Raw genomic sequence first — 24,957 nt, forward strand, 5'->3', positions numbered from 1 at the left:
ATAAAAGGCATAGATTTTTCATAAACTTAATAGTTAAAATTTAAGTTATCTAATCCGTTTTGAACGTCTTCATTAGCCATGAATAAATTCCACAGTAATCCTGTTCTGTAGTTTTCAATCATAATAATTTGTGGTCCTTGATCAATTGCTAAATACGCTTCGGCAACCCAGTCGTTATATTGCGGACTAAAAGCATCATAAAAACCTGCAGGACCTAATAAAATATCATTTTTACTATAGAAATAATGCATTGCTGCTAAAGATTTTTCAGGCGTGTAAGGAATTGAACTAATTGCTGCTGTTGGAGAAATTACTCCAATATCGTTTGATGGCTCATGAGCTAAGTACCCAATTGACCCATCATCATTTCTGCTATAACTTGCTGTTAAGCCCCAACAATCTGGACCATAATCCACATAATTACCAGGATTACTTACACAGTATTGATAATTGATAGAGGTATGATTAACGTTTACATCCCAATAATTAGCGTAAGTATCGTTAAGTGTTCTTGGGTCTAATCCTAAGTATGAATAATGCGCCCAAAATAATGGTCCACCATAAGTAGATCCACCAGCGTGATTTAAGAATAAAGGAAATCCGTATTGAGAGTTTGCAGACACAATATTTCCGTTATCTGCCCATCCTTGTTGATATACCTCATTAGAAATTTGATAATTTGGAGATGCTGCACCTAATATAAAAGCGATTAATGTTTCGTTATATCCTTTAAGCTCTAAATTAATTGCAAACTCATTATTAGGACTCCAATGCCATAATAGTTTATTTTCATTATTAGTAAACCAATCCCACTCTACACCTTTCCAAAGTTGATCAGCAAGATTAGCTAGTACTTGTTCATCTTCTGAACCATTTTTAAAATATTCTTTCACACAAATTAATCCTTGTGCTAAAAAGGCTGTTTCAACTAAATCTCCACCGTTATCTAAATCACTAAACGGAATTACATTCCCTGAATTCCCATCCAACCAATGTGGCCACGCGCCATGAAAACGATCGGCATTATCAAAAAAGTTAAGTATGGTTGTAAGACGCTGGAAAGCTTGATCTCTTGACACATAACCACGTTCAATACCTACTAAAATAGCCATTAATCCAAAACCACTACCACCAGTAGTTACTACATTTTCATTTAATGCAGGTTCATTAGGATGGTAACGTTCTTTTGCTGCACCAGAATTAGTATTTGCAAAGTCCCAAAAATACTTGAAAGTTGTTTCTTGGGTTAGATCCATTATCTCTTCATCGGTAAGCGGCTCCACTTCGGGAGTATTACCAGCATTTGGATCATAGGGTTCTTGATAACCTGGTCCGTCATCAGTACCACAAGCTATCAGTGTAAAAACACTACATAATATAAAAAATTTTCTTAACATCTATTTATTTTTTGATTGTAAAACCTAGTTTATTTAAACCGTTATTTACATCTTTATTTTTCATGAATAAATCCCAAATTAATCCTGTTCTGTAATTTTCAATCATTACAGGAATTGGACCTTGATCGATCGCTAAATATTTTTTAACGTACCAGTTCTTTTCAAAACTAAATGCATCATAAGGGCCATATTTTCCTACTAAACTATCGTGATTTTTATATAAATTTTTAAGCATACTCATGCTTTCTTTTGGCGTGTATGGAAATGATGACAATGCTGCTGTTGGAGAAATCACACTTAAATCATTACCTGGCCTATGCCCTTTATAACCAGACATTGAATAGCTTGAGGTTAATCCCCAAATACTATCGCTATACCCTTTGTAGTTTTTAGGATTATCAACAGCGTATTTATAATGAATTTTCGCTTGACTTTGCGTGAGTGTCCAATAATTAGCATACTGATCTGAGAGTCCGTTTGGGTTTAATCCTAAATACGAATAATGAGCCCAAAATAATGGCCCAATTGCAGAAGTATCATGTTCGTAATAATCTACAACTAACGGTTCTCCATAAAGTGAATCTTTAGAAGTAATTTTTCCATCTCTAGCCCAACCTTTTTCATATACCGCTTTTGAAACTGGATGCGTTGGTGATGCTGCAGCTAAAACATACATTATTAAACATTCGTTATAGCCACCAACCGGAAAGTTCATTTCCCAAGCATATTCTGGAGACCAATGCCAATACAATACGTCTTCGTCATTTTTAGTGTACCAATCCCACTCTACTTCTCTCCATAATTTATCTATTTTATCAACAAGAATTTGTTCTTCTTTGCTACCCTCTTTAAAATATTCGGCAACGGTTAACATGCCTTGTACTAAAAAAGCTGTTTCTACAAGATCTCCACCATTGTCTTTTTTACTAAAAGCTCTCACTTTACCTGTTTCACCATCAATCCAATGTGGCCACGCACCATGAAAACGATCTGCTTTTTCTAAAAAACTCACCATTTTCATATAGCGATTAAAAGCCTGTTCTCTTGTAATAAAACCCCGTTTTACACCTACTAAAATTGCCATAAAACCAAATCCGCTTCCACCAGTTGTTACGGTGTTTTTTGGAGATGTTGGATATACATGATCCATATGTAAACGTTCTCTTGCTAATCCCGAATTAGGTTCTGCAGCTTCCCAAAAATAATTAAAGGTTTGCTTCTGAATGGTATCTAATAAAGTATCATCGTTAAAAAACAATGGCGTTTTTGGTTCTTCAACTACGGTTTGAACCTCTTTTTTTTGTTTTGAATTGCAACTGAAGAATGCCAGTATTACAAGAAAAACAGATGTATATTTTATACTATTTTTTATCATTAGCTAAAGTTATTAAGAAAATTAGCTGCATCTTTTTTTAGAAAATGCAGCTAAAAGATAAACTACTATCAATTAATATAAAGGAGGGAATTTTACTGTAACATATCTTGAATTTCTGTTTGGCTTAATGCAATATTATACAAACGAAGTTCATCCATTGGACTATTATCAGACAGGTGATCCCAATAGCTAAATGTGTCTCCACCAGCTCCAATAGTAAGGTTTTCACAACCTGTCCAATCAATACTATTTGATAATGTTGCCGATAATTGTTCAACACCATTAAAATATATTTTACTTTCTGTAGCAGATACCACTAAAGCAATATGTACCCATTCTCCAGCAGTAACATCAATAACACCACCATCGTTCCAACTTTCACCATCACCTGTACCTATATTAACTTTAATACGTTGCTCATCTGCGGTACCTTCTCTAAATAAACGGAAACCTTGATTTCTGTCATCTGCATTAGCACCAACCACTAAAATCCCTGAACGATCTGGTGTTCCATTTACTTTGTACCAAAATGTAGCACTAAAAGTGTCTGTTCCAAATAAGCCATCAATAGGATAAGTGAGGTATGAATCTGTTGTACTTAAAAATGCACTTTCTTCATAGGCATCGTCTGAAAATCCTGGAGTACCTACAATTGTTGGTTCATTTAAACTTACATATTCTGTATTTGCGCCATTAAAAGCCATGTAAAATGTTTCGCCATCATACATTGGTTCGTATGGATTTGTCACATTAATCATGTTTTGAATTTCACTTTGCGATAACGTTGTATTGAATAAACGAAGTTCGTCCATTGCACTATTATCAGAAAGGTGATCCCAGTAACTAAATGTTTCTCCACCAGCTCCAATAGTTAACTCATTAGCTCCTGTCCAATCTATAGGTGCTGGTAATGCACTTGTATTTACAGGCATTCCGTTAAGATAAATAATAGATTCTGTGTTTGAAATTGTAAATGCGACATGCACCCATTCGCCTTCGGTTACATCAATTACTCCTCCATCATTCCAGCTATCTGAAGTTCCGGTACCAACGTTTAATTTTATTCTTTGTTCTGTTGCTGTTCCTTCTCTAAATAAGCGGAAACCTTGATTTCTGTCGTCAGCATTAGCTCCAACTACTAAAATTCCTGAACGATCTGGTGTTGCATTTACTTTGTACCAAAATGCACCACTCATATTATTAGAGAATAAATTTTCAACAGGAAAGGTTAAATAAGAGTCTGCAGTTGCTTTAAAAGCATTTGTTCCTGCAAAATTTTCGCCTGCAAAACTAGGAGTTCCTACTTCATTAGCATCTGTAATTGTTATTAATTCTGTATACGTTCCATCAAAAGGCATATAAAATAACTCACCTGCAAAAAGTGCTGTATATGGAGGTTCTTTACTAAAGTTAACGGTTTCGGTTGTGATATTCCCAACACTATCAATTGCTGAAATAGTTAAAACGTGATCACCACTTGTTAGGGTTTCGTAAACTAATTCTTCATTAACAATACGATAATCTAAAAATGAATCATAAATCGCTATTTCTGTACCATCTAAAGTTACGGTTACAGACATTACTTCAATGTCATCTTCAACATTAAACTCAATACTAATTGGCACTTCAAGCTCTACTCCTGTAAATTGGGTACCTTCTGAAGGTGTTATTATTGTTACTACTGGTGACGAGGCATCTGTGCCGGGGTCTACTTGAGTAATTGGATCAATACCATCATTACACGATGCAAAACATAGTGTTAATAAGGCAGCGGCTGTATATTTTAATAATTTTTTCATACTTGTTTGTATTTTAGTTTTCTAAAGGTAAAACATCAACTTGCGCTTGAGGATAAGGTAAGTAAGCTTTATCTGGAGAGAATGCTCTACCATCATAACTTAATTCGCTATAATTTTGGGTTCTAATCATATCGAAATATCTGATTCCCCATTCCATACCTAATTCTGCAAATTTTTCATCTAAAACATCTTGAGTAGTTACTCCGCCTAAAAGAGCTAATCCTGCACGTTCTCTTACTTCGTTTACAGCTTGGTCTGCACTCATTGCTGTTCCGCTTGCTCCTCTAGTTAAGGCTTCGGCATACATTAATAATACTTCAGCATAACGCACACATATCATGTTTTTACCTGCACTGTAATTGTTACGATTTTCGGTAAGTTGATTAGATGGTAAATAATGTTTTCCGCTAGAGAACATTGCTCTTGAAAAATCATTAATTACATCTCCATCTTGTGTGGTGTTTGAAATCCAGCTTGGTAATGTTGCGTATCCAGGATCTGTCATTAATTCATCCATACCACGATCTGTAAACAACACGCTAGTTTCTAAACGTACTTGCTCATTACGGTCTATCATAAACTTGATATATTTTAAACTTGGTTCATAAAAACCCCATCCGCTACTTGCATTTTCTCTTTGTGGCGTCCAGTTTACAGGACCAAAAGGATCATATAAGTAATAAAAAGCATCTCCGGTTCCGGTTCCGTAATCTGAATATTGCATTTCTAATAAACTCTCGTTACTTAACTCACCTGGTTTTTTAAATAACTCGTAATATTCTGGGTAAAGCGAAAATTTACTAGAATTAATAATTGCTCCTGCAGCATCTGCGACACCTTGGTAATCTTCTAGCTCTAATTTTGCCATTGCTTTAAGTGCGTAAGCGGTATATTTTGTTACTCCTCCAGCAATATCGCCACGTTCGTTTGGTCTTGCATCTGGTAAAAATGGAATAGCATCATCCATTAAGTCTGAAATGTATTCCATAACCTCAGCTTTAGTTGCTGGTCCGTTACCAATTTCGCTATCTGGTTGTGTGGTGTTAATAATGAAAACATCTCCCCAAACTCTTGCAAGGTTGAAATGTAACCATCCTTTTAACACTTTAGTTTCTGCAATATATTGATCGGCTAAAGCGTATTCACTTTCGTCTGCAAATTCTCTGTATTGTTGAATTTGCTCTGCGGCGTTATTCATACTTACAATATCTCTAGAATGTGCTGCAAACAGAGAGTTATACATCCAATAATCTTTATTATAATTGTATAAATCTGTTTCATAAAAATCTTGTTGATCTCCAAGACCACCAGCATTTACATCATCTCCACGAACAGAAAGTAATAAATATTCTTCCCATCCACGAGATGCAAATTCATAATAAGCTCCTATTAAAGGCAACACCATATTTTCGGTTGCTGTATAATCTACATCACCTGTGTTTAGTTGTCCTTCTTGCTCTTCGAGCTTATCACTACAAGCCAAAAGACTAATCATTGCAAATACGGCGATTGCATATTGATTAATTTGGTTTTTATAATTTTTCATAGGTTTCTTTTTTATATTTTAATATTAAGACCAACTGTAAATACGGCTGGCACAGGATAGGTTTGTGTATCAATCCCGTTAGCTACTTCAGGGTTAAATCCGTTGTATTTAAAGAATGTAAAAGGTCTATCTGCTGTTAATGTGATTTTAGTTTCAGGCATATTCTTACCTGCTAATTTTTCACCTTTAATAGTATATGCTAATTGTATGTTTTGTACTCTAAAGAAATCACCATCTTCTACCCAAAAGTTACTTTGTTTTTGGTTCCATCCTTTTCTTAAACCTGCTGATGATGGATAAGAATTACTTGTACCTTCACCATGCCATCTATTTATAGCTAAGTCGGCATCCATATTTCCATCATTAGTAAAAATGATTTGACCACGTTTGCGGTTTAGAATTTTATTTCCGGTTTGTCCGTAAAAACTAACAGAGAAATCAAAATCTTTATATGATAATGCTATGTTACCTCCGTACATAAATTTTGGTAAGTACGATCCAATCACCTTACGGTCATCATCGTTAATCATACCATCATTATTTAAATCTTTATAAATAAAATCACCAGGAACTAAGCCATTACTCACGGCTATTGGATCTGCATCAATTTGTGCTTGATTTTGGTAAACACCTGCGGTTTCATATCCAAAAAAGGCTTGAATTGGTTCTCCAACCATGGTACGTTGGCGAAATTCGGCAGAACCCGAGTCTATATATTCATCATTTAAGCTAATTGTTTCGTTTTTTAATGTGGTAATATTAGTCCCGATACTATAGCTAAAATCTTTTGAAATATCATCGCTCCAATTTAAAGCGATTTCCATACCTTGATTTCTTATTACTCCAGAGTTTTTAAGTACTGTTAAGTTGATAATTGGCACTAAAACTGGCATAATTGCATTTTTAGTATCTCTCACATAATAATCGGCATCAATAGAAAGGCGGTTGTTAAAGGTTTTTAAATTAATCCCTATATTTTTCTCTTCAATAACTTCCCATGTATTATTAGTAAAAGTTGATGTAGATGTTACACCTCCTGTTTGAATATCTCCAATATCTGTAGAAATTACGTTAATCGTATTTGAACCAGCACTTGAAGGCACACCATCATTTCCTAACTCACCCCAACTTGCTCTTAATTTTAAGAAGTTGAAAAAGCTATTATCTTTAAGAAAATCTTCTTCAGATAATACCCAACCTAAACCAACTGAAGGAAAATATCCCCAAGGATCTTTAGTAAATTTTGAAGATCCATCAGCTCTCATTGTTCCGTAAACTAAATATTTATCTTTATAATTATAGGCTGCTCTACCAAAATAAGACACACCATAAATACGATCTCCGCTATCACCAATTCCTGTAAAAGAATCATCATCTGCAAAATCTAAATACCAAGAGTCTTCGTTATCAATACCTTGAATATTTGAACCTGTTGCACTAAAATAATGAGACGCTTCATCTCTAAAAGACGTTCCTGCCATAACGGTAAGGTTATGATCTCCAAAACTATCTTTGTACGTTAATGTATTATCCCAAATTTGATTAGAATATGTGTTTTGAGTTTTTGTAATACTCGATAAACTTTCTACATTATTTCCTAAATTATAAGGTAGGTTTACATAACGTTCATCTAAGGCAGAAAAATCATGACTATACATGGTTTTGAATTTTAATTTCTCTGGAACTAAATCCAATTCAAAATAAATGTTAGCTAATATTTTTCTGATTTTTTGTTGATTATCGTTATACACCATGTCTGGAAAAGGATTTTGAGTATCTCTATATCCTAAAAGTTGTGCATTTGAATAACGCACTGGTGATGCTTCTAGATTTCCTTCGTCAATTACAGGAAGAATTGGCACTGCAAAATAAGCTTTAAACCATGCCGAATTTTCAGCATTATACTTTCTTGCATTACTAAATATCATACTTCCACCAACTCTAAGACGGTCTGATAATTTGGCATCAATTTTAGATCGGATATTAAAACGTTCGTATTCGTTTTTCATATCCAGCACCCCTTCTTGTGCAAAATAATTAAGTCCCATTGCATAAGTTACAGTTTCTGATCCTCCTGTAACTCCAATACTATGACTAGAGATTTTTGCGGGTCTAATAATTTCATCAAACCAATCTGTATTTACATCAGGGATATTTGGATTAACACGACTACGTCCGTAACGTTGCATTGCGTTTTCAACAAATTGAATATCTGGAGCAGAACCAGACTCATAAGCCATGGTTACAAATTGTTCGGCATTAGCCATTTTCATAACATTTGTAGCCACTTGCATTCCTGTGTAACCATCATACTCAATTTGAGGTTTCTGATTAAGGCCTCCTGATTTTGTTTGAATAATTACTACACCATTTGCAGCTCTTACACCATATATTGCAGATGACGATGCATCTTTTAATACGGTCATGGTTTCGATATCTTTAGAATTTAAGAAATCTATATTACTATAAAACATTCCATCTACAACATATAAAGGACTTCCGCTACCTGAATAAGTCCCTAATCCTCTTAATCGTACGGTTGGCGAATCTCCTGGAGAACCAGAACTTACCACTTGTACTCCCGAAATTTTACCTTGTAGTGATTGTAACACATTTGCTGCTGGCGTTTTTTCAATATCTTCAGCTTTTACCGTAGAGATCGCTCCTGTTAAATCTGCTTTTCGTTGTGTACCATAACCAATGATAACAACTTCACTTAGCGCCTCAACATCTTCTTCCATGGCTAAATTAATTGTGCTTTGATTATTTACTTTAACAATTACAGTTTTTAATCCGATAGAGCTAAACTCTAGTTGCTCTCCTTTATTAACCTTAATTGAATAGTTACCATCAAAATCTGTTGTGGTTCCTTTTGAAGCATTAAGAATAATGATATTTACACCCGGTAAAGGGAAACCATCTTCAACACTTGTAATGACACCACTAACAACAACTTCTTGGGAAAAAACAACTACTGAAAATAGTAGAAAGATTAATAGATTAATTTTTGTTTTCATATACATTTAAATTAGGATTGTTAGTCGATTACAAGGTAAAATGAATTTCGCATTGAAAATAAAAACTGTTTACATTTTAAATACGTCATGTTTTAACAAACATTAAGAAAAACCGCTTTTGACGTAACATAAAGTTACAAATAAGTGCTTTTAATCTATTACGAAAACGATTAATGACGTAGTAATGACGTAGTGAAAAAATGTAATTAGCGTAAAAACGTGGAGGAATTATTCGAAATTTAGCAAGTAATCTGTCAAAGAAATATCATTTTCTAAATTTAGTTTCTTTTTTAATCGATATCGATGAGTTTCGACCCCTCTAATTGAGATATTCATTAAAGGTGCTATTTCTTTGGTAGATAAATTCATTTTGACGTAGGCACAAATCTTTAAATCTTTTGGAGTAAGCTCTGAATGTTCATTTTTTAAGCTTTTGAAGAAATCATCATGCACCTGATTAAAGTTATATTCAAAAACTTCCCATTCATCTTTATGAGCAATAGATCCATCAACCTTTTTAAGTATTTTCTTATATGAATAATGATTATCGAAGCTGGTTTGATTTTGAGCCAATTCTTTTTTAATTTCTTGAAGCGTTTCGTTTTTCTTCACTAAAGCCATTGCAGTATTTGCAAGCTGCTTACTTTTAAGTTTTACTTCGTTTTGTAGTGATTCGTTTTTAAGTTGCACAATACGTTTCTCGTTTTCTAACGTTTGTTCTTTGAGCATTTCTTTTTGCTCTTTATCAAACTTTAACTGTAACACACGTTGTTCATTATCTACTTTTCGCTTATGTAACAAAAAGATAACAATTAATAAAATACAGACTAAAATACCATATAATATAAATCCTGAACGTGCTTTATACCATGGCGGTAATATGTTTATTTTAATTTTTTGAAGTGCAGATACATCTCCAAAACTATTACTTGTACGAATAGCAAGTGTATAACTACCGTGTTTAAGATTAGACAATTCTAATTTTGATTGTTCTAAACGATACCATTTAACTGGAGTATTATCAAAGAAAGAATATTCAAAAAAATGATTTTCAGATTTAGGAGAAGACACCTCAATACTTAAGCTTTGATTGAAACCAAAATCTATAACTTTTTTTGCATTGAACTCTTTTGAAACGGTATCAACTTTAACTTTTTCAATCTGAGGCTTTTGCAATTGTAATGTAGATTTTAAGTTACTATCAATAAACATAAAACCATCGTTTAAACTTAGTGCATAGGTAGAATCTGAGATTTTAGATACATTTTCATTTCCTACAATAAGTCTATTATTAAAAAAGGTATTTGTGAGTGATAAATTTTCGGCATTAGCCTCAAGCGATCTAAACTTAATAACATCATTATCGTTTTTTAAAACCAATTTATCAACATCAGTTTCAGAAATAATATAAGCATCTTCACCAAAGGTTTCATTTAACAACTTATGAGGTACAATACTATCTAAAAGTGGTTCATATTTTAGCCAACCATTATTAGTCTTAAAACAGATATCATTTTTAATTCTATAAACTCTAACATTAAAATTAGAAGCTAAGCCTTTATTTTCATAATTATCAACACTAAGAATTGAGTCATAATCTACAGAAAAATTCACTCTATACAAACCTTTATAAGCATGCGCAGCCCAAGCGGTTTGTTGATCTTCAAAAACCAAATATCGAATAGGCATTGTTGCTTTCTCTAAACGTTTTACCTGCCAAGTATTATTTACTTTTCTATAACGAATTAAACCTGTATATGATCCTTGAATATAAGTATCATTATGTTCTGGCACTTTTTTTAAGGTCCAACCTCCAGTATGCTCGGATAATTGTTGAAATTTAAAATCTTTAACTAAAAAAGTCCCTTCATTATGCCCACAAAACAAATCGCCTTCAATCTCTTTTAAATCCCAAACTTGACCTTGAGAACCTTCAATAAATTGAAGTTTATTATTAATATCTAAGTAAAACAAACCGGTATTACTTCCTATATAAACAACATTTTTATATTTTATAACATCGTAAACAGCACCTAATTTTCCTGAGATATCATTATAAAAATAATTATGACTACTTAAATCTAGTGATGCTAATCCGTTATCCAAACCAAGCCACAACCTGTTATCTGAATCTAAATACTGGTGTAAAACAGTGTTATTTTCAAGTCCATTTTCTTTATTAACATGAAATAGAATTGTTCCTGCGGCGTCGGTTAAGTAAATACCATCTTTAATGGTCCCGAAAACCATCCGGCCATCTTTCAGAATTAAAAAATCATTTAGCTGTTGCTGAATAATGACTTTATTAATATTAAAATATGCTTTTGTGAGTGTCTTATTTTCATATAAAAAACACCCTTTAAGAGACGTTGTAATAAGGAGTTTACCTTTATATTTATCTATTGAAACAACTTTAGTGTCAAATAAAAGCGGGTGATTAATAACTAACTGTAGAGTATTATCTACAAGTTTAAAAATTCCTTTATCGAGAGTAGACACATATAAAATGTCATCAATAGTATTACATGTAATAATTAACGAATCTGATGATATTTTAGTAATACCTTTTTCAAAATCATATATATAGAGATTTGAAAAAGACCTAAAAACAATTTTATTTCCGTAAGGGATAATTTGCCAAAACTCTTCATTTTGAGACAAGTTTTCAATAATATCTTCGCTCAAAGATGTGTATACTAAATTGCCTTTAATATCATTTTCCCAAAACCCAAATTCTTCATATGAACCTGTATAAACAACTCCTTTATAGGCTAAAACCGAACGTAGAGTTGTTTTATTTGGCAGTTCAAAATACCCCCATTTAAGACCATCGTATTCTAAAAGTCCATTATTATTAGCTACATAAACCTTACCGTTTTCAGATCTTGAAATTCCCCAATTTTGGTTTCCTGCTTTATATTCGGCTAACGAATAATTTTTAAAATACGGAGTATATTGCGCACTAATATTGTTTACTGATAAAAGTAAAAAAAATAAGATACCATAAATACAACATGTCTTCATAAGGGCGGTTATAAGTTAAATTGTAGTCAAAATTAACGATAATAAAAGCGACTATCACAATACGTGCTTTTAAAAATAAATTTTCAAACTTTAATTATATATGCAATCTGATGTTTGATAGATGAATTTAGAATAAATATCGTAATTTTAAAGTTTAAATATTTAAAGTTATGCGTTTACTATTATCTATTTTATTCATCTCTATTACACTTTATTCTTGTGAAGAAAAAGCAGCACCAACTCCAATTGATCCTGTTAACTGGAATACTCGTGTCATTAGTTTACAAGATAAAGATAGTTTGGTTATAGGTAATAGTTACCTTTCTGTATATTCTGAAATTTATAGCGTTACAGAACACCGCACTATAAATCTAACAACTACTGTAAGTCTTAGAAACGTAAGCAGTAACGATTCTGTATATATTACCAAAGCAGATTATCATAATACGAATGGCGATTTAATTCGCTCGTATTTAAAATCTCCCATTTATATAAAACCCCTAGAGACTATTGAAATTATTATCAATGAAAAAGATATGCATGGAGGTTCGGGTGCCAATTTTATTTTTGATTGGGCAACACATACAAAAAGTATTGAACCTCATTTTGAAGCCGTAATGATTACGACTTCAGGACAACAAGGTATTTCGTTTACAACCCAAGGGATTAAACGTTAATTGATATTAAGGTGTAGAATTGGAAACCTGTAAAGCTTTTCCGTTGTAATATTTATTTCCATTTATGGAGAAATCACCTATATATTCTGCCATTTCAAGAGGGGTAGTTGGAGCTTGATATCCGGGAAATGCTTCTTCTAACATTTCTGTTTGAACAGCACCAAGCGCTAACACATTAAATGACGGACCGTTTTCTTTATATTCTTCAGCCCATAACTCTGTAAGTGTAATTACGGCACCTTTACTAGAACTGTATGCTGCAAGACCTGGAAACTTCATACTTCCTTGAATCCCTCCCATTGAACTCACTGTAACCACATGCCCATTTTTAGGCATAAATGGTAACGTTATACGCGTTATTTCGGCAACACCAAACACATTAGTTTGGTATACTTTTGAAAAATCTTGATAAGTGGTTTCACTAAAAGGTTTATTAATAATTGCACCAGCGTTATTGATTAAAATATCAACATGCTTCCAGTTTTCAGTAATAAAATCTTCAACTTGTTTATAAGCCTCAACATCGCATAAATCAAAAGAAAATGTGGTTACTGTATTTAAATTTAAATCACTTATTGGTTTTACATTTCTAGATAAAGCCAAAACATTATGGCCTTGATTAGCAAACAGACGAACAAGCTCGTAGCCAATACCACGACTTGTTCCGGTAATAATTATATTTTTAATTTTCATTGTTCATTTTTATTTCTTTGGTTGGCGTATTACTCATTTTTTCTATTGAAGGAATAATCACATTTACAAGTTTAGCCATGTGATTATAATCTAGCTTATCAGCTTCATCATCTACATGGTGATAATAATCATAATTTGATAAATCGCAAGATGAAATAGTATGACATGGTAATTTGAATTCTTTATAAAATGCGTAGTTATCCGACTGACGGAATAAGTTATATTTTTTAGCAATATCAGACGATCCAATAATATGTTCACCTGTATATTCATTCATCTTTTCGGCTATATTAGATAAATCATACCCGGTAGCAAATGCTATATAATCGCGATCTACAAATGGTACACCAATCATTTCCATATTAATCATGGTGTATAAGTTAATATCTTCGGTCTTTAATCGTTTAGCTAAATGTGCTGAACCCAAAAGTCCTTTTTCTTCTGCAGAAAACAATACAAAAAGTAAACTACGTTTGTTGCTTTTAGATTTAGAAAAGTATTTTGCCATTGCTAATACAGAACTTGTTCCTGCTGCATTATCATTTGCTCCGTTAGCTATAGAATCATTATCTACCACTTTTTTTGAAATACCAATATGATCATAATGTGCACCAATTATAATATATTCATCTTTTAATTTAGGATCTGTACCTTCAATAACTCCAATAAGATTAAAAGCATCAACACCTTTAGCTTTAAATGGATCTCTATAATCATTGTAGTAAGGTTTAATATCTAGACTTTTAAATTTTTCTTCAATAAAAATTGCAGCACTTTCAATACCTGCACTACCAGTATCTCTTCCTTTTAATTCATCTGAAGCGAAAAAAGCAACCATTTCTTCTAATTCCGCAGGTTCAATTACAACTTTTTCTTTTAAACTGCTACAGCTACAAACTGTAATAAGGGCAAATACTAGTAAAAATTTTCTCATAAGATATATAGGTATTTATTAAGGAATAAAGATAAAAAAAAACCCTACGAATGTAGAGTTTTTTAAAATTATGATAGTAAACAATTGTTTAGATTACGCCAACATTGTAATTGGGTTTTCAACATATTGCTTAAGTGTTTGTAAAAATTCGGCACCGGTTGCACCATCAACAGTTCTGTGATCACATGCTAAAGTAAGCTTCATTGTATTTCCTACAACAATTTCACCATTTTTAACTACTGGCTTTTGCACAATAGCTCCAACAGATAAAATAGCTGAATTAGGTTGATTGATAATAGAAGTAAAACTCTCTATTCCAAATTTACCTAAGTTAGAAATTGTAAATGTACTTCCAGACATTTCTGCTGGTGATAATTTACCTCCAATCGCTCTTATAGCGTAATCTTTTACTGAATTTGCAGTTTCTTGTAACGATAATTCGTTAGCAAACTTAACTACAGGCACTACTAATCCGTCAGGAATAGCAACTGCCACACCAATATGTACATGGTGATTTAATTTAATTTTATCATCAAACCATTGCGAGTTCACTTGCGGGTGCTTGCGAAGTGCAAAAGCACATGCTTTAATAAGCATATCGTTAAATGAAACTCTTGTATCTGGTAACGCATTAATTTGCTTACGAGCAGCAATAGCGTTATCCATATCAAACTCAACATTTAAGTAATAATGAGGTGCTGTAAATTTAGATTCAGCTAAACGTTTAGCAATTACTTTACGTATTTGCGAGTTTTTAACTTCATCAAAACTTTCTTCTCCACTAACTACAGGCTTAACAAATGCTTTTTTAGCAGGAGCTGCTGTAGGTGCTGGTGTTGCTGCAGGAGCTGCTTGAGCAACTGCTACTGGTTTAAAGTTTTCAATATCACGTTTTACAATACGTCCATTTTCACCTGAACCTTTTACTTGTGATACATCAACACCTTTTTCTTCTGCTATTTTTCTAGCTAAAGGTGATATAAATAAACGACCTGTAGAAGTTGTTATTTGAGTTTGTTCAACTTTCACTTCTTCTTTTGGCGCTTCTGTTTGTGTTTCTTTTGGAGCTGTTTCTGTTTTTGCTGGCACTTCACCTTCAACGGCAAAGTTTGCTGCAATACCTGAAACATCTGTTCCGGCAGGACCAATAATTGCTAATAATGAATCTACTTTTGCAGAGTCACCTTCATTTAATCCTACAAATAATAAGGTTCCTGATTGAAAAGACTCAAACTCCATTGTTGCTTTGTCCGTTTCAATTTCAGCTAAGATATCTCCTTCTTCAACCTCATCACCAACTTGTTTTAACCAAGTAGCAACAGTTCCTTCTTCCATTGTATCGCTTAAACGAGGCATAGTTACAACGGTTACTCCTTCAGGAATTTCGGACGTTTCAGCTACATTTATAGCTTCTGCTTGCGTATCTTCTTTTTCTTCTGAAGTGGTATTTCCACCATTTAAAAGGTTAGTAATATCTTCACCTTCTTCACCAATAATAGCTAACAGTTGATCAACTTTAGTTGTTTCTCCTTCATGAACACCAATATGTAATAATGTTCCTTCATGAAAAGATTCAAACTCCATAGTTGCTTTATCAGTTTCAATTTCAGCAAGAATATCTCCTTCTTCAACTTTATCACCAACTTGTTTTAACCAAGTAGCAACAGTTCCTTCTTCCATTGTATCGCTTAAACGCGGCATATTTATTACTTCAGCCATAACTTATAGTTTATGTTGTATAAATGGATAATCTTCTTGTTCGTAAACAACATCATACATTACGTTCTTATCTGGATAAGGAGAATCTTCAGCAAATTTCTCGCATTCGCTAACTAATGCTTTCACACGTTTATCGATTACTTTAATCTCCTCTTCAGTAGCATAGTCACTTTCTAAGATAACATCCTTAACTTGTTTTATCGGATCAATCTTTTTGTACTCTTCTACTTCGTCTTTTGTTCTATAATGTTGTGCATCACTCATTGAGTGACCTCTATAACGGTATGTTTTTAATTCTAAAAATGTTGGTCCGTCACCACGTCTTGCTCTTGCAATAGCTTCATCAAAAGCTTCTGCAACTCGTATAGGATTCATTCCATCAACAGGTCCACATGGCATTTCGTATCCTAAACCTAATTTCCATATTTCAGTATGGTTGGCTGTACGTTCAACAGAAGTTCCCATTGCGTAACCATTGTTTTCACAAACAAAGACTACTGGTAATTTCCATAACATTGCTAAGTTAAAGGCTTCGTGAAGTGACCCTTGACGAGCGGCTCCATCACCAAAACAACATAATGTTACAGCATCACTTCCGTGATATTTATCACCAAAAGCAATACCTGCTCCTAATGGAATTTGTCCTCCAACAATACCGTGACCACCATAAAAACGGTGTTCTTTTGAGAAAATATGCATAGATCCTCCTAAACCTTGAGAGGTTCCGGTTGCCTTACCATATAATTCTGCCATAACACGTTTAGGATCTACCCCCATACCAATTGGTTGTACGTGATTACGATATGCGGTTATCATTTTATCTTTAGTCAAATCCATTGCGTGTAAAGCACCAGCTAACACGGCTTCTTGACCATTGTATAAGTGAAGAAATCCTCTTACTTTTTGTTGAATGTAAACTGCAGCAAGTTTGTCTTCAAACTTTCTCCAGAATAACATGTCTTCATACCATTTAAGGTATACTTCTTTTGTTATTTTTTGCATGTTGCCTACGTTATTTTAATATACGGAAAAACAAAAATACTACTTTAGTTACTAATGCAAAAGCAGTAATTCGTAAAAATTTACCGAAATCGTTATAGAAATGATTTGTCGAACAATAAAGGTAACAAATTAGCTAGTGATTTTGATTTCACAACTTTTCCTGTTTCCCCCATAAAATAGAGTTCAATTGGTGTGTCTTGTTTTACTTCATACTCAGCTATAGCTTGTCTGCAAGCTCCACAAGGCGGTATTGGAGAGTCTGTTGGCTTTGTTTGTGATCCTGCAATAATTGCCATTCTTACAATTTTGGCATTAGGATATCTTGAACCTGCATAATAAATAGCAGTCCGTTCGGCACATAATCCTGATGGATATGATGCGTTTTCCTGATTATTACCAGTTATAATTTCATTGTTATCTAACAATATAGCAGCGCCTACATTAAACTTTGAATATGGTGCATACGCTCTATCTCTAGCCTCTGATGCTTTCTCCATAAGGAGTGAAACGTCTTTTGGCACTTCAGTTATATTATCGAAAACATGAAGTATCGATTCTATTTTTATTTCTTTCATATCTACTACTAAGTTAGCAATACTCTTTTAGACAAAAAAACTATTGTCTTTTTTTACAAAAACAATAGTTCAAATATAATTTATTTTTTGTGACGATTAATATTCGTCATATTCTCCATCTCCAAAGTTGAATGTTAGAGAGAAACGTAATGTATTTTCTAATGGACTTTGCACTTTTGATGCTGAAAACAAGTAAGACATATCAATATTAATTGTTGTGTATTTAAACCCTGCTCCTAATGAGTAAAATTTTCTTGCTCCTTTTTCTTCACTTTCGTTAAAATATCCTGCTCTAAAAGCAAATGAATCTTGGTATTGATACTCTGCACCAATAGCCCAAGTTACTTCTTGTAATTCTTCACTAAATCCTCCTGGAGCATCTCCAAAGGATTGAAAAATTCCTTTTGAAAAACTCACATCGTTTGATTGCCCTTCGTATATATAATTATCTGTACTTTCAATTAATCCATCTTCGTCTTCTTGATAACCTGGTGTTTCTCCACTTTCATTATACTCAACAAGTGTTCCTGTTTTTGGAGGTGTTGGCACTAATAACTTAGTAAATTCTGCAGTTACTGATAATTTATTGTAATCATCAAATATAAAATCGAATCCTCCACCTAATCTTAGGTTAGTTGGTAAAAAGTTTTCTCTTCCCGCATCATCATATTTAATTGATGGTCCTAAATTTTGAATAGCAAATCCACCTCTCCAACGGCCATTAAAATCGTTGTAAGCTTCTTCTTCACTTTGGTAGTATCCTGATATATCAACTCCTATCGAACTTGCTGCGCTTGCATTAGCATCAACTGCTTGTATTTTTAAATCTGATCTTAAATAACGTAATCCCACAGACATTGAGAATTGGTCTGCTAAACGTAAAGAATAAGAAGCATCAATAGTTAATTCGTTTGGTTTTTCAATTAAGGCTTGAGAGAATTCATCTTGAACAATTTCAATTTCTCCTAAACTAAAATATTTAAAACTTGCGGCAAAGGCACTTCTTTCGTTAATACGATTAAAGTAAGTTACATTTCCTAAAAAAATATCATTTACTAATTGACTTAAATACGGTGTATAACTTACTGCTATTCCTGATTTTGTTTCAGAAAACGCATATTTTGAAGGATTCCATTGTTGAGAATATGCATCTGGTGATGTTGCAACTCCCATATCTCCCATACCTGCTGCTCTTGCATCTGATGCGATAAGTAAAAATGGCACTCCTGTTGTAATTACTCTAGAATCTGTATCTGGAATAATTACAGTTTCTTGTGCTTTTACAATACTAAAAGTTGATAATGTAATAAGAGCTAAAATGTATTTTTTCATGTTATTTTTTATAATTCAAAATTTAATACTTCGTAAGTACTAATGTAACAGCAAATATAAATCTTTATTGTAGTATTACAAGTTTTTGGATTTTTTCCACTTGCTTATTTAACTGATTAGAACGTACTTTAAGTTTATATATATATACTCCTTTTCCAATTTTATCACCAAAATCATCTCTTCCGTCCCAAGAAATGCTTCTAGATAATGATGATGCACCTTGATTACAGCATCCTTCTGTTAAGGTTTGTTCATTTATAGTTCTTACAATTTTCCCTGAAACGGTAAATATCTGTACTGAAACGTCTAAATTACCTGAACTATTGTGGTTAAACCAAAATTCAGTATAATCTACGAACGGATTTGGATAATTTAATACATTAGTAATAACAAGTTTCTCATCTTCATCATGTACTAAAAACTGAATTTCGGTAGTTGACGAGTTATTATACACATCCCAAGCTTTTAGTGATAGTGTATGTAAACCTGGTTCAAGATCTCTAAAAGGGAATAAAACTTCTCCGTTTTGATAATCATCTACATTAGCTTGATAGTAATCGTTTAACACGTAAGCATTGGTTTCATCACCATCAATAATAGCGGTAATATCATGCCCAATTCCGCTTGACGTGTTAATTCCATTTTCATCTTGAAGTTTTGCAAATATTGATGGTGACTCATTAGTAATTCCACCAGATACAAAATTTTGGTCATTCATATAAAGGTTAATTACTGGCCCTACATTATCTTCTGAAGCATTTTCATTTACACCTCCAACTTGAATATCAAAACTTGCTCCCGACTGATCTTCTGTTGAGTTACTAGTCGTGGCATAAAAACTAACCTTACCATTTCCTACGGGAATACCAATATCTCTTGGCACTACAAACTCTACATCAAACAATCCATCTGCTACACTAGCTTGACCTTTAAATATAATTTCTCCTAAAGTTTCAAAATCTAATTTAATAAGTGACCCACTTTGTTGTATCCCATCATTTGCTAAGGTTTGTCTTTCAATATTTTTATCAAAAACAGTTATTGTGACAATGCCATCATAATTAGAAAGCACATTTCCTGAAGCATCAACAACTTCTCCTGATAATTTTACACGCCCTAAAGCTTGTAAGACATCGGTTTCTCCTGAAATTGCTACATCGTTTATTTTTGTTAAACGCACATCGGGTTTTGGCACTGCTAGTTTCATTGCTGGATCGCCTATAAAAAACACCAACCTTTTTTGTGATAGTCCAGTTACAGAAGGATTGATTTTTGTCAATCTTAAAGCTTCTGCCATTGAAACGTGTTCATTATTATTGAAATCATATAAATATTGTCCTAAAACAAGATTGAAAGATACACCTACACTTACAAATATTTGTCGTGTTGTTGTTAATAACCCTACGGCTCCTCCTTGAGTATTCCAAAACACATATTCTCCAGCTGTTGGACGTCCTGGATCATCAAATCTAGTATACTCGCAAGTTACCGTAACAAAACAGTTGTATTTACAGGTGTTACTAATATTTTGAGAATCATTTTTATCAAAAATTCTTTCACTAGCTAAACCATCTTCACCTCCGTGTCCAAAATAATTAACCACTAAAGCGCCCACTTCAATAGCATTTTTTATAGCATCATTAACTGCTGGATAACGGTCTCCACTAGATGCGGATTGTTGCTCATAAGCATCTGAATGAATTTTCACAACATTGAAAAAAGGTTTTTCAGCTGTAATTTGATTTCCAATATCATCGGTAGTTTGTTGTAAGATCTCTTCCCAAGATTCATCAATATCATCAGACATTACAATGATATTATTTCGCCAATTACCGAAAGATGCAGTACTGTGATATGCTTCAATTTTATCAACCATTTCGGTAGCTCGTTGAGGCGTTTCAGCTAAAATTCTACCTACAGCAATATCTAATTTATTTGACGTATTCATGTTTCCTTCGTTCTGATCCATCATTCCGAAGAAATCATCAGACACAAAAGAACTCGTTAAACTAAAACTATTGTATGAATGCCATGTTGGAACAATATTAGTATTATAAGATAAACGGTCTTTATAATCATAAGAAGCATCTCCAAAAAGGCACAGATATTTTACACGACTACTTTCATTAGAAGCATTATCGTATACATATTTTACAAAATTTCTAATTCCTCCAATATCTTGAGCTCCAGAACTAAACTCAGTATATATCTCATTTAAGGTCACTACTTTTACATTCAAGTCATATTTAGCTTCATTAATAGTGGCTAAACGTTTTGCTTGAGAGACTAAATTAGCAGGAGAGATAATAAGATAATCAATATCTTGAAATTCACCTTGACTGTTATTAAATATGGTTCCTTTTAAATTTTGATTAGCAACTGTTGTGCTACTTTCTCTTGAAGGAAAAAAATAATCAAATTGCGTGACAGCCAAATACGTTTTAGCAATTCCAGCTTCAGCTTTAAAACTAAAATCATTTGAATTTTCTGAATTTTCAACACGCGTCACATTAAATTTGTCTGTAACATCCCAAACTTCAGCTAAATTACTACTATTAGCGATTGTATATTCTGCAACACCTGAAAGGTCAACAACATCATTATTTTTAAAGAAAAACTGATCATTATCAAAAGTTAACTGACGCGTTGCTTCTACAGAAATATAGTCTAGATAACCATAAGACGCAGGATTACCATTATTGTTATAATTAAATGTGAATACTAAATCTTCGGAAGTTAAATTAACATCTGAAATAAAAGAATTCCCTGAAGCAAAAACAGGATTATCTATACCCTGTAATGACATTGTAGTTAGTGAATTTGAATTTAAACTTACCGACATGCTTGTAGTCACATCTGAAACGGCTCCTAAATAAATTTTCACTCTTGCAGGCTCGCTAGTTACTAAATTAGGAAAACTGAACTCAAATTCCTTTTCGTTTTCAACCCCAAAACGATCACCAAACCAACGTCTACCAACTTTTACTAAATTATAATCATCTACCTCATGAAACTGAAAATCATGATAAGTTGTAAAAGACACACTTGGTGCTTGAGTAGGTTGCGCCAAATTTTGCATTCTTTTTCCTTGTCCAGAACTTACATTTATATAATAATAAGCACGATCTGTATAAGGGTTAATATTAGTATTTATTGAGGCATCGTTAGCATCACCCTGAGGACCTTGAGCATAAAACAAAATATAATCTGAACTATCAAAATCTCCATCTTCTTCTCCTATAAACTGAATCGCATTTTCAGCAAGATCTAAAGGATAATACTCATCATTTGGCATAGGTAACATTTTACCTCCATTACCGTATAGTTTAATATTTCTAGGGTCCACACTATTTGTATTTACACCTAAATCATTTAAAAAAGATTTAGACAATTTAAAAACCCCAGATTTTTCAACATAAAATTTATACCATTCTCCTGAATTTAGAACAGAATTAACAATCGCATTAGACTGTGCAACACTAAATGCCGATCTACTATTTTGGTTGGTATTATAATTAACTGTAAAAGCCGTTACTTTTTTATAAACACCATTTACCTTTATAATAGGACTCATTTCTAAATACGCATAATTTGTACTTCGGGCTCTAGAATTATATATTTTTAAGTTAGGTGATGTAGGAATTGTATGTAATGGAATATCTTTAAGATAAGATTGTGAGATTGTAGTATAGGCAACATTTGATAGCGTTACAGAACTTTCGTTAATAACGGTGCTTTCCCATTGTGAAAAAAAAGTAACACCTGTGAGCACGTCAAAGTTATAGTTTTCAGCATTAAAAGCAGGCACAACAAGACTAGCATTAGATGTTTGTAACGTTTTTGAGTCTTCCCAAACAATTTTAAAGCTTTTTTGCTGAGCATTTACTGTAAAGCTCACTACAACCAATAGAAGGAGTAAATATTTTTTCATATTATAATTAACGTCAGTATACTATGGTTAGTATTACAATTAATAATTTTATTCAAAATTACAACAATAATTGATTTATTGCACCGTTAATAAGTAACAAAATGCAATGTTAAAAACAGATAAACCCGTTTATCTGCACATAAAACAGGTTGAAATGCATCTTTTTTTAATGTATTTTTATAAAAAAAGATTGTTATATAACCTATAATTGCTATATTGCGTGTCTGAAAATAATTTAGCTTACTTAAAAAGTATGAAGAACATGAAAAACGTTTTTAATCTAAGGATTGTATTAGCTTTAATGCTATCTTTAGCTATGTTTAGTTGTAGCAAATCGTCGTCAAAGAACAGTTCTAGAGGAACAGGTTGGAATATAAACGACAAAAATGGAGGATTTCAATACAATACAGAGTTTGAAGAGCAAGAAACCGCTCCTGGTTTAGTATTTATTGAAGGTGGTACTTTCACTATGGGTAAAGTACAAGATGATGTGATGCATGATTGGAACAATACTCCAAATCAACAACACATACAATCTTTTTATATGGATGAAACTGAGGTAACAAATATGATGTATTTGGAATACCTTGATTGGATAAAAAGAGTTTACCCACCAGAAGATCCAAATTTCAAAGCAATTTATAACGGAGCACTTCCAGATACATTAGTATGGAGAAATCGTTTAGGTTATGCTGAAATGATGACAGAAAATTATTTACGTTATCCTGGTTATGCTGAATATCCAGTAGTAGGTGTTAGCTGGATTCAAGCTGTAGAATTTGCAGATTGGAGATCAGATCGTGTAGCTGAGATGGGATTACAAGAAGCTGGATACTTAAAAAGAGACAGTAACATTACAGACACTTCTGCTGATAGTAACTTTAACATTGATACTTACATCAACGCACCAACTCAATCTTTTGGAGGAAATGCAGATGTATTAGAAGGTGGAAGAAGAAGACAACAAACGGATGCTGACGGAAATCCTATTAATATTTATGCGAAAAGAGAATCTGGAGCAATACAATTAAAATACAGATTACCTTCTGAAGCTGAATGGGAATATGCAGCACTTGGAATGAGTGACCTAAGAAGCTATAATGTTTATAGAGGTAGAAAAAAATATCCTTGGGATGGACAATACACTCGTTCTGGTAAAAGACAAACTAGAGGTGATCAAATGGCCAACTTCAAACAAGGAAAAGGAGATTACGGTGGAATTGCTGGATGGTCTGATGATGGTGCGGATATTACTGCTGAAGTAATGTCTTACGAACCTAACGATTATGGATTATACGACATGGCAGGAAATGTTGCTGAATGGGTAGCCGATGTTTACAGACCAATAGTAGATGATGAGTTTAGTGACTTTAACTACTTCCGTGGAAATGTATATACTAAAAATGCACTTAATGAAGACGGTACTGTTGTAGTAGTAACTTCTGCAGACATCGTTTACGATACTTTAAGTAATGGTAAAACAATAGCAAGAAACTTACCTGGTGAAGTTTTAAAAGTAGCTATTGATGATAACGAAACTTACCTAAGAACAAACTTTGATAAAAGTGATAACATTAACTACAGAGATGGAGACGTAACGTCATCTAGATACTATAGTGAAAGTTTTGACGAAAATGAGGGTGAAGAAGGAAATTCTGCTACTCGTAAAATGTACAACTCTCCAGATCACCACGTAGAAAGAGACTCTACAGGTGCTTTAATTAAAGAGTACGATACATCAAACGACAGAACTTCTTTAATTAACGATAAAGTAAGAGTTTATAAAGGTGGTTCTTGGAAAGACAGAGCTTACTGGATTGACCCATCACAAAGACGTTATTACCCAGAAGATATGGCTACAGATTATATTGGATTTAGATGTGCAATGTCTAGAGCTGGATCAAAATCTCAAGGTCGTAAAAAAGGACATTAATTT

At 33.1% G+C, this 24,957-nt stretch carries 15 protein-coding genes; 2 read left to right on the top strand and 13 right to left on the bottom strand.

Features of this window, described 5'->3' with window-relative positions; translation table 11 throughout:
• Positions 1 to 26 precede the first annotated feature (26 nt).
• The 6 genes from ACU4C5_RS02735 to ACU4C5_RS02760 form a co-directional block, all read right to left on the bottom strand.
• The gene (locus ACU4C5_RS02735) at positions 27 to 1,397 is read right to left on the bottom strand and encodes a glucoamylase family protein (protein ID WP_446845523.1); all 1,371 of its coding nucleotides are present in this window, start codon (positions 1,395 to 1,397) and stop codon (positions 27 to 29) included.
• Between the two features lie 4 nt (positions 1,398 to 1,401).
• Positions 1,402 to 2,772, bottom strand: coding sequence for a glucoamylase family protein (locus ACU4C5_RS02740; RefSeq protein ID WP_446845524.1), 1,371 nt, complete (start codon positions 2,770 to 2,772; stop codon positions 1,402 to 1,404).
• Positions 2,773 to 2,864: 92 nt separating this feature from the next.
• Positions 2,865 to 4,571, bottom strand: coding sequence for a LamG-like jellyroll fold domain-containing protein (locus tag ACU4C5_RS02745; protein ID WP_446845525.1), 1,707 nt, complete (start codon positions 4,569 to 4,571; stop codon positions 2,865 to 2,867).
• A gap of 13 nt (positions 4,572 to 4,584) precedes the next feature.
• A complete protein-coding gene (locus ACU4C5_RS02750; RefSeq protein WP_446845526.1) occupies positions 4,585 to 6,117 on the bottom strand; it encodes a RagB/SusD family nutrient uptake outer membrane protein in 1,533 nt (510 codons plus the stop codon).
• 11 nt (positions 6,118 to 6,128) lie between these two features.
• A complete protein-coding gene (locus ACU4C5_RS02755) occupies positions 6,129 to 9,134 on the bottom strand; it encodes a SusC/RagA family TonB-linked outer membrane protein (protein WP_446845527.1) in 3,006 nt (1,001 codons plus the stop codon).
• Between the two features lie 228 nt (positions 9,135 to 9,362).
• Positions 9,363 to 12,158 carry a helix-turn-helix and ligand-binding sensor domain-containing protein gene (locus tag ACU4C5_RS02760; RefSeq protein ID WP_446845528.1) on the bottom strand — a complete coding sequence of 932 codons (2,796 nt, stop codon included), beginning with the start codon at positions 12,156 to 12,158 and terminating at the stop codon, positions 9,363 to 9,365.
• A 170-nt stretch (positions 12,159 to 12,328) separates the two neighbouring features.
• Here ACU4C5_RS02760 and ACU4C5_RS02765 point away from each other — a divergent pair, with 170 nt between their 5' ends.
• A complete protein-coding gene (locus ACU4C5_RS02765; protein WP_446845529.1) occupies positions 12,329 to 12,835 on the top strand; it encodes a DUF3124 domain-containing protein in 507 nt (168 codons plus the stop codon).
• A gap of 6 nt (positions 12,836 to 12,841) precedes the next feature.
• Here the strand turns inward: ACU4C5_RS02765 and ACU4C5_RS02770 are convergent, their stop codons facing one another.
• From ACU4C5_RS02770 to porU, 7 genes are all read right to left on the bottom strand, one after another.
• Positions 12,842 to 13,528, bottom strand: coding sequence for an SDR family NAD(P)-dependent oxidoreductase (locus ACU4C5_RS02770; protein WP_446845531.1), 687 nt, complete (start codon positions 13,526 to 13,528; stop codon positions 12,842 to 12,844).
• Positions 13,518 to 14,462: a M28 family metallopeptidase gene (locus tag ACU4C5_RS02775; RefSeq protein ID WP_446845532.1), complete on the bottom strand. Its 945-nt coding sequence runs from the start codon at positions 14,460 to 14,462 to the stop codon at positions 13,518 to 13,520. The genes ACU4C5_RS02770 and ACU4C5_RS02775 overlap by 11 nt, the downstream gene beginning before the upstream one ends.
• A 93-nt stretch (positions 14,463 to 14,555) precedes the next feature.
• Positions 14,556 to 16,181 (bottom strand): dihydrolipoyl dehydrogenase family protein, encoded by a 1,626-nt coding sequence (locus ACU4C5_RS02780; RefSeq protein WP_446845533.1) that lies wholly within the window; start codon positions 16,179 to 16,181, stop codon positions 14,556 to 14,558.
• Positions 16,182 to 16,184: 3 nt separating this feature from the next.
• Positions 16,185 to 17,183: a pyruvate dehydrogenase (acetyl-transferring) E1 component subunit alpha gene (gene pdhA, locus ACU4C5_RS02785; RefSeq protein ID WP_446845534.1), complete on the bottom strand. Its 999-nt coding sequence runs from the start codon at positions 17,181 to 17,183 to the stop codon at positions 16,185 to 16,187.
• 92 nt (positions 17,184 to 17,275) lie between these two features.
• Positions 17,276 to 17,758 carry a cytidine deaminase gene (gene cdd / locus ACU4C5_RS02790; RefSeq protein WP_446845535.1) on the bottom strand — a complete coding sequence of 161 codons (483 nt, stop codon included), beginning with the start codon at positions 17,756 to 17,758 and terminating at the stop codon, positions 17,276 to 17,278.
• A gap of 96 nt (positions 17,759 to 17,854) precedes the next feature.
• Positions 17,855 to 19,090 carry a type IX secretion system outer membrane channel protein PorV gene (porV, locus tag ACU4C5_RS02795; protein ID WP_446845536.1) on the bottom strand — a complete coding sequence of 412 codons (1,236 nt, stop codon included), beginning with the start codon at positions 19,088 to 19,090 and terminating at the stop codon, positions 17,855 to 17,857.
• Positions 19,091 to 19,154: 64 nt separating this feature from the next.
• Positions 19,155 to 23,021, bottom strand: coding sequence for a type IX secretion system sortase PorU (gene porU / locus ACU4C5_RS02800; RefSeq protein WP_446845537.1), 3,867 nt, complete (start codon positions 23,019 to 23,021; stop codon positions 19,155 to 19,157).
• Positions 23,022 to 23,283: 262 nt separating this feature from the next.
• Here porU and gldJ point away from each other — a divergent pair, with 262 nt between their 5' ends.
• A complete protein-coding gene (gldJ, locus tag ACU4C5_RS02805; protein ID WP_446845538.1) occupies positions 23,284 to 24,954 on the top strand; it encodes a gliding motility lipoprotein GldJ in 1,671 nt (556 codons plus the stop codon).
• Positions 24,955 to 24,957: the final 3 nt, after the last annotated feature.

Source organism: Lacinutrix undariae (genome assembly GCF_052934785.1).

Bases quoted from the DNA above. Each gene is read 5' to 3' on its own strand.
- ACU4C5_RS02735 (WP_446845523.1), bottom strand. From the start codon at position 1,397: ATGTTAAGAAAATTTTTTATATTATGTAGTGTTTTTACACTGATAGCT.
- ACU4C5_RS02740 (WP_446845524.1), bottom strand. From the start codon at position 2,772: ATGATAAAAAATAGTATAAAATATACATCTGTTTTTCTTGTAATACTG.
- ACU4C5_RS02745 (WP_446845525.1), bottom strand. From the start codon at position 4,571: ATGAAAAAATTATTAAAATATACAGCCGCTGCCTTATTAACACTATGT.
- ACU4C5_RS02750 (WP_446845526.1), bottom strand. From the start codon at position 6,117: ATGAAAAATTATAAAAACCAAATTAATCAATATGCAATCGCCGTATTT.
- ACU4C5_RS02755 (WP_446845527.1), bottom strand. From the start codon at position 9,134: ATGAAAACAAAAATTAATCTATTAATCTTTCTACTATTTTCAGTAGTT.
- ACU4C5_RS02760 (WP_446845528.1), bottom strand. From the start codon at position 12,158: ATGAAGACATGTTGTATTTATGGTATCTTATTTTTTTTACTTTTATCA.
- ACU4C5_RS02765 (WP_446845529.1), top strand. From the start codon at position 12,329: ATGCGTTTACTATTATCTATTTTATTCATCTCTATTACACTTTATTCT.
- ACU4C5_RS02770 (WP_446845531.1), bottom strand. From the start codon at position 13,528: ATGAAAATTAAAAATATAATTATTACCGGAACAAGTCGTGGTATTGGC.
- ACU4C5_RS02775 (WP_446845532.1), bottom strand. From the start codon at position 14,462: ATGAGAAAATTTTTACTAGTATTTGCCCTTATTACAGTTTGTAGCTGT.
- ACU4C5_RS02780 (WP_446845533.1), bottom strand. From the start codon at position 16,181: ATGGCTGAAGTAATAAATATGCCGCGTTTAAGCGATACAATGGAAGAA.
- pdhA (WP_446845534.1), bottom strand. From the start codon at position 17,183: ATGCAAAAAATAACAAAAGAAGTATACCTTAAATGGTATGAAGACATG.
- cdd (WP_446845535.1), bottom strand. From the start codon at position 17,758: ATGAAAGAAATAAAAATAGAATCGATACTTCATGTTTTCGATAATATA.
- porV (WP_446845536.1), bottom strand. From the start codon at position 19,090: ATGAAAAAATACATTTTAGCTCTTATTACATTATCAACTTTTAGTATT.
- porU (WP_446845537.1), bottom strand. From the start codon at position 23,021: ATGAAAAAATATTTACTCCTTCTATTGGTTGTAGTGAGCTTTACAGTA.
- gldJ (WP_446845538.1), top strand. From the start codon at position 23,284: ATGAAAAACGTTTTTAATCTAAGGATTGTATTAGCTTTAATGCTATCT.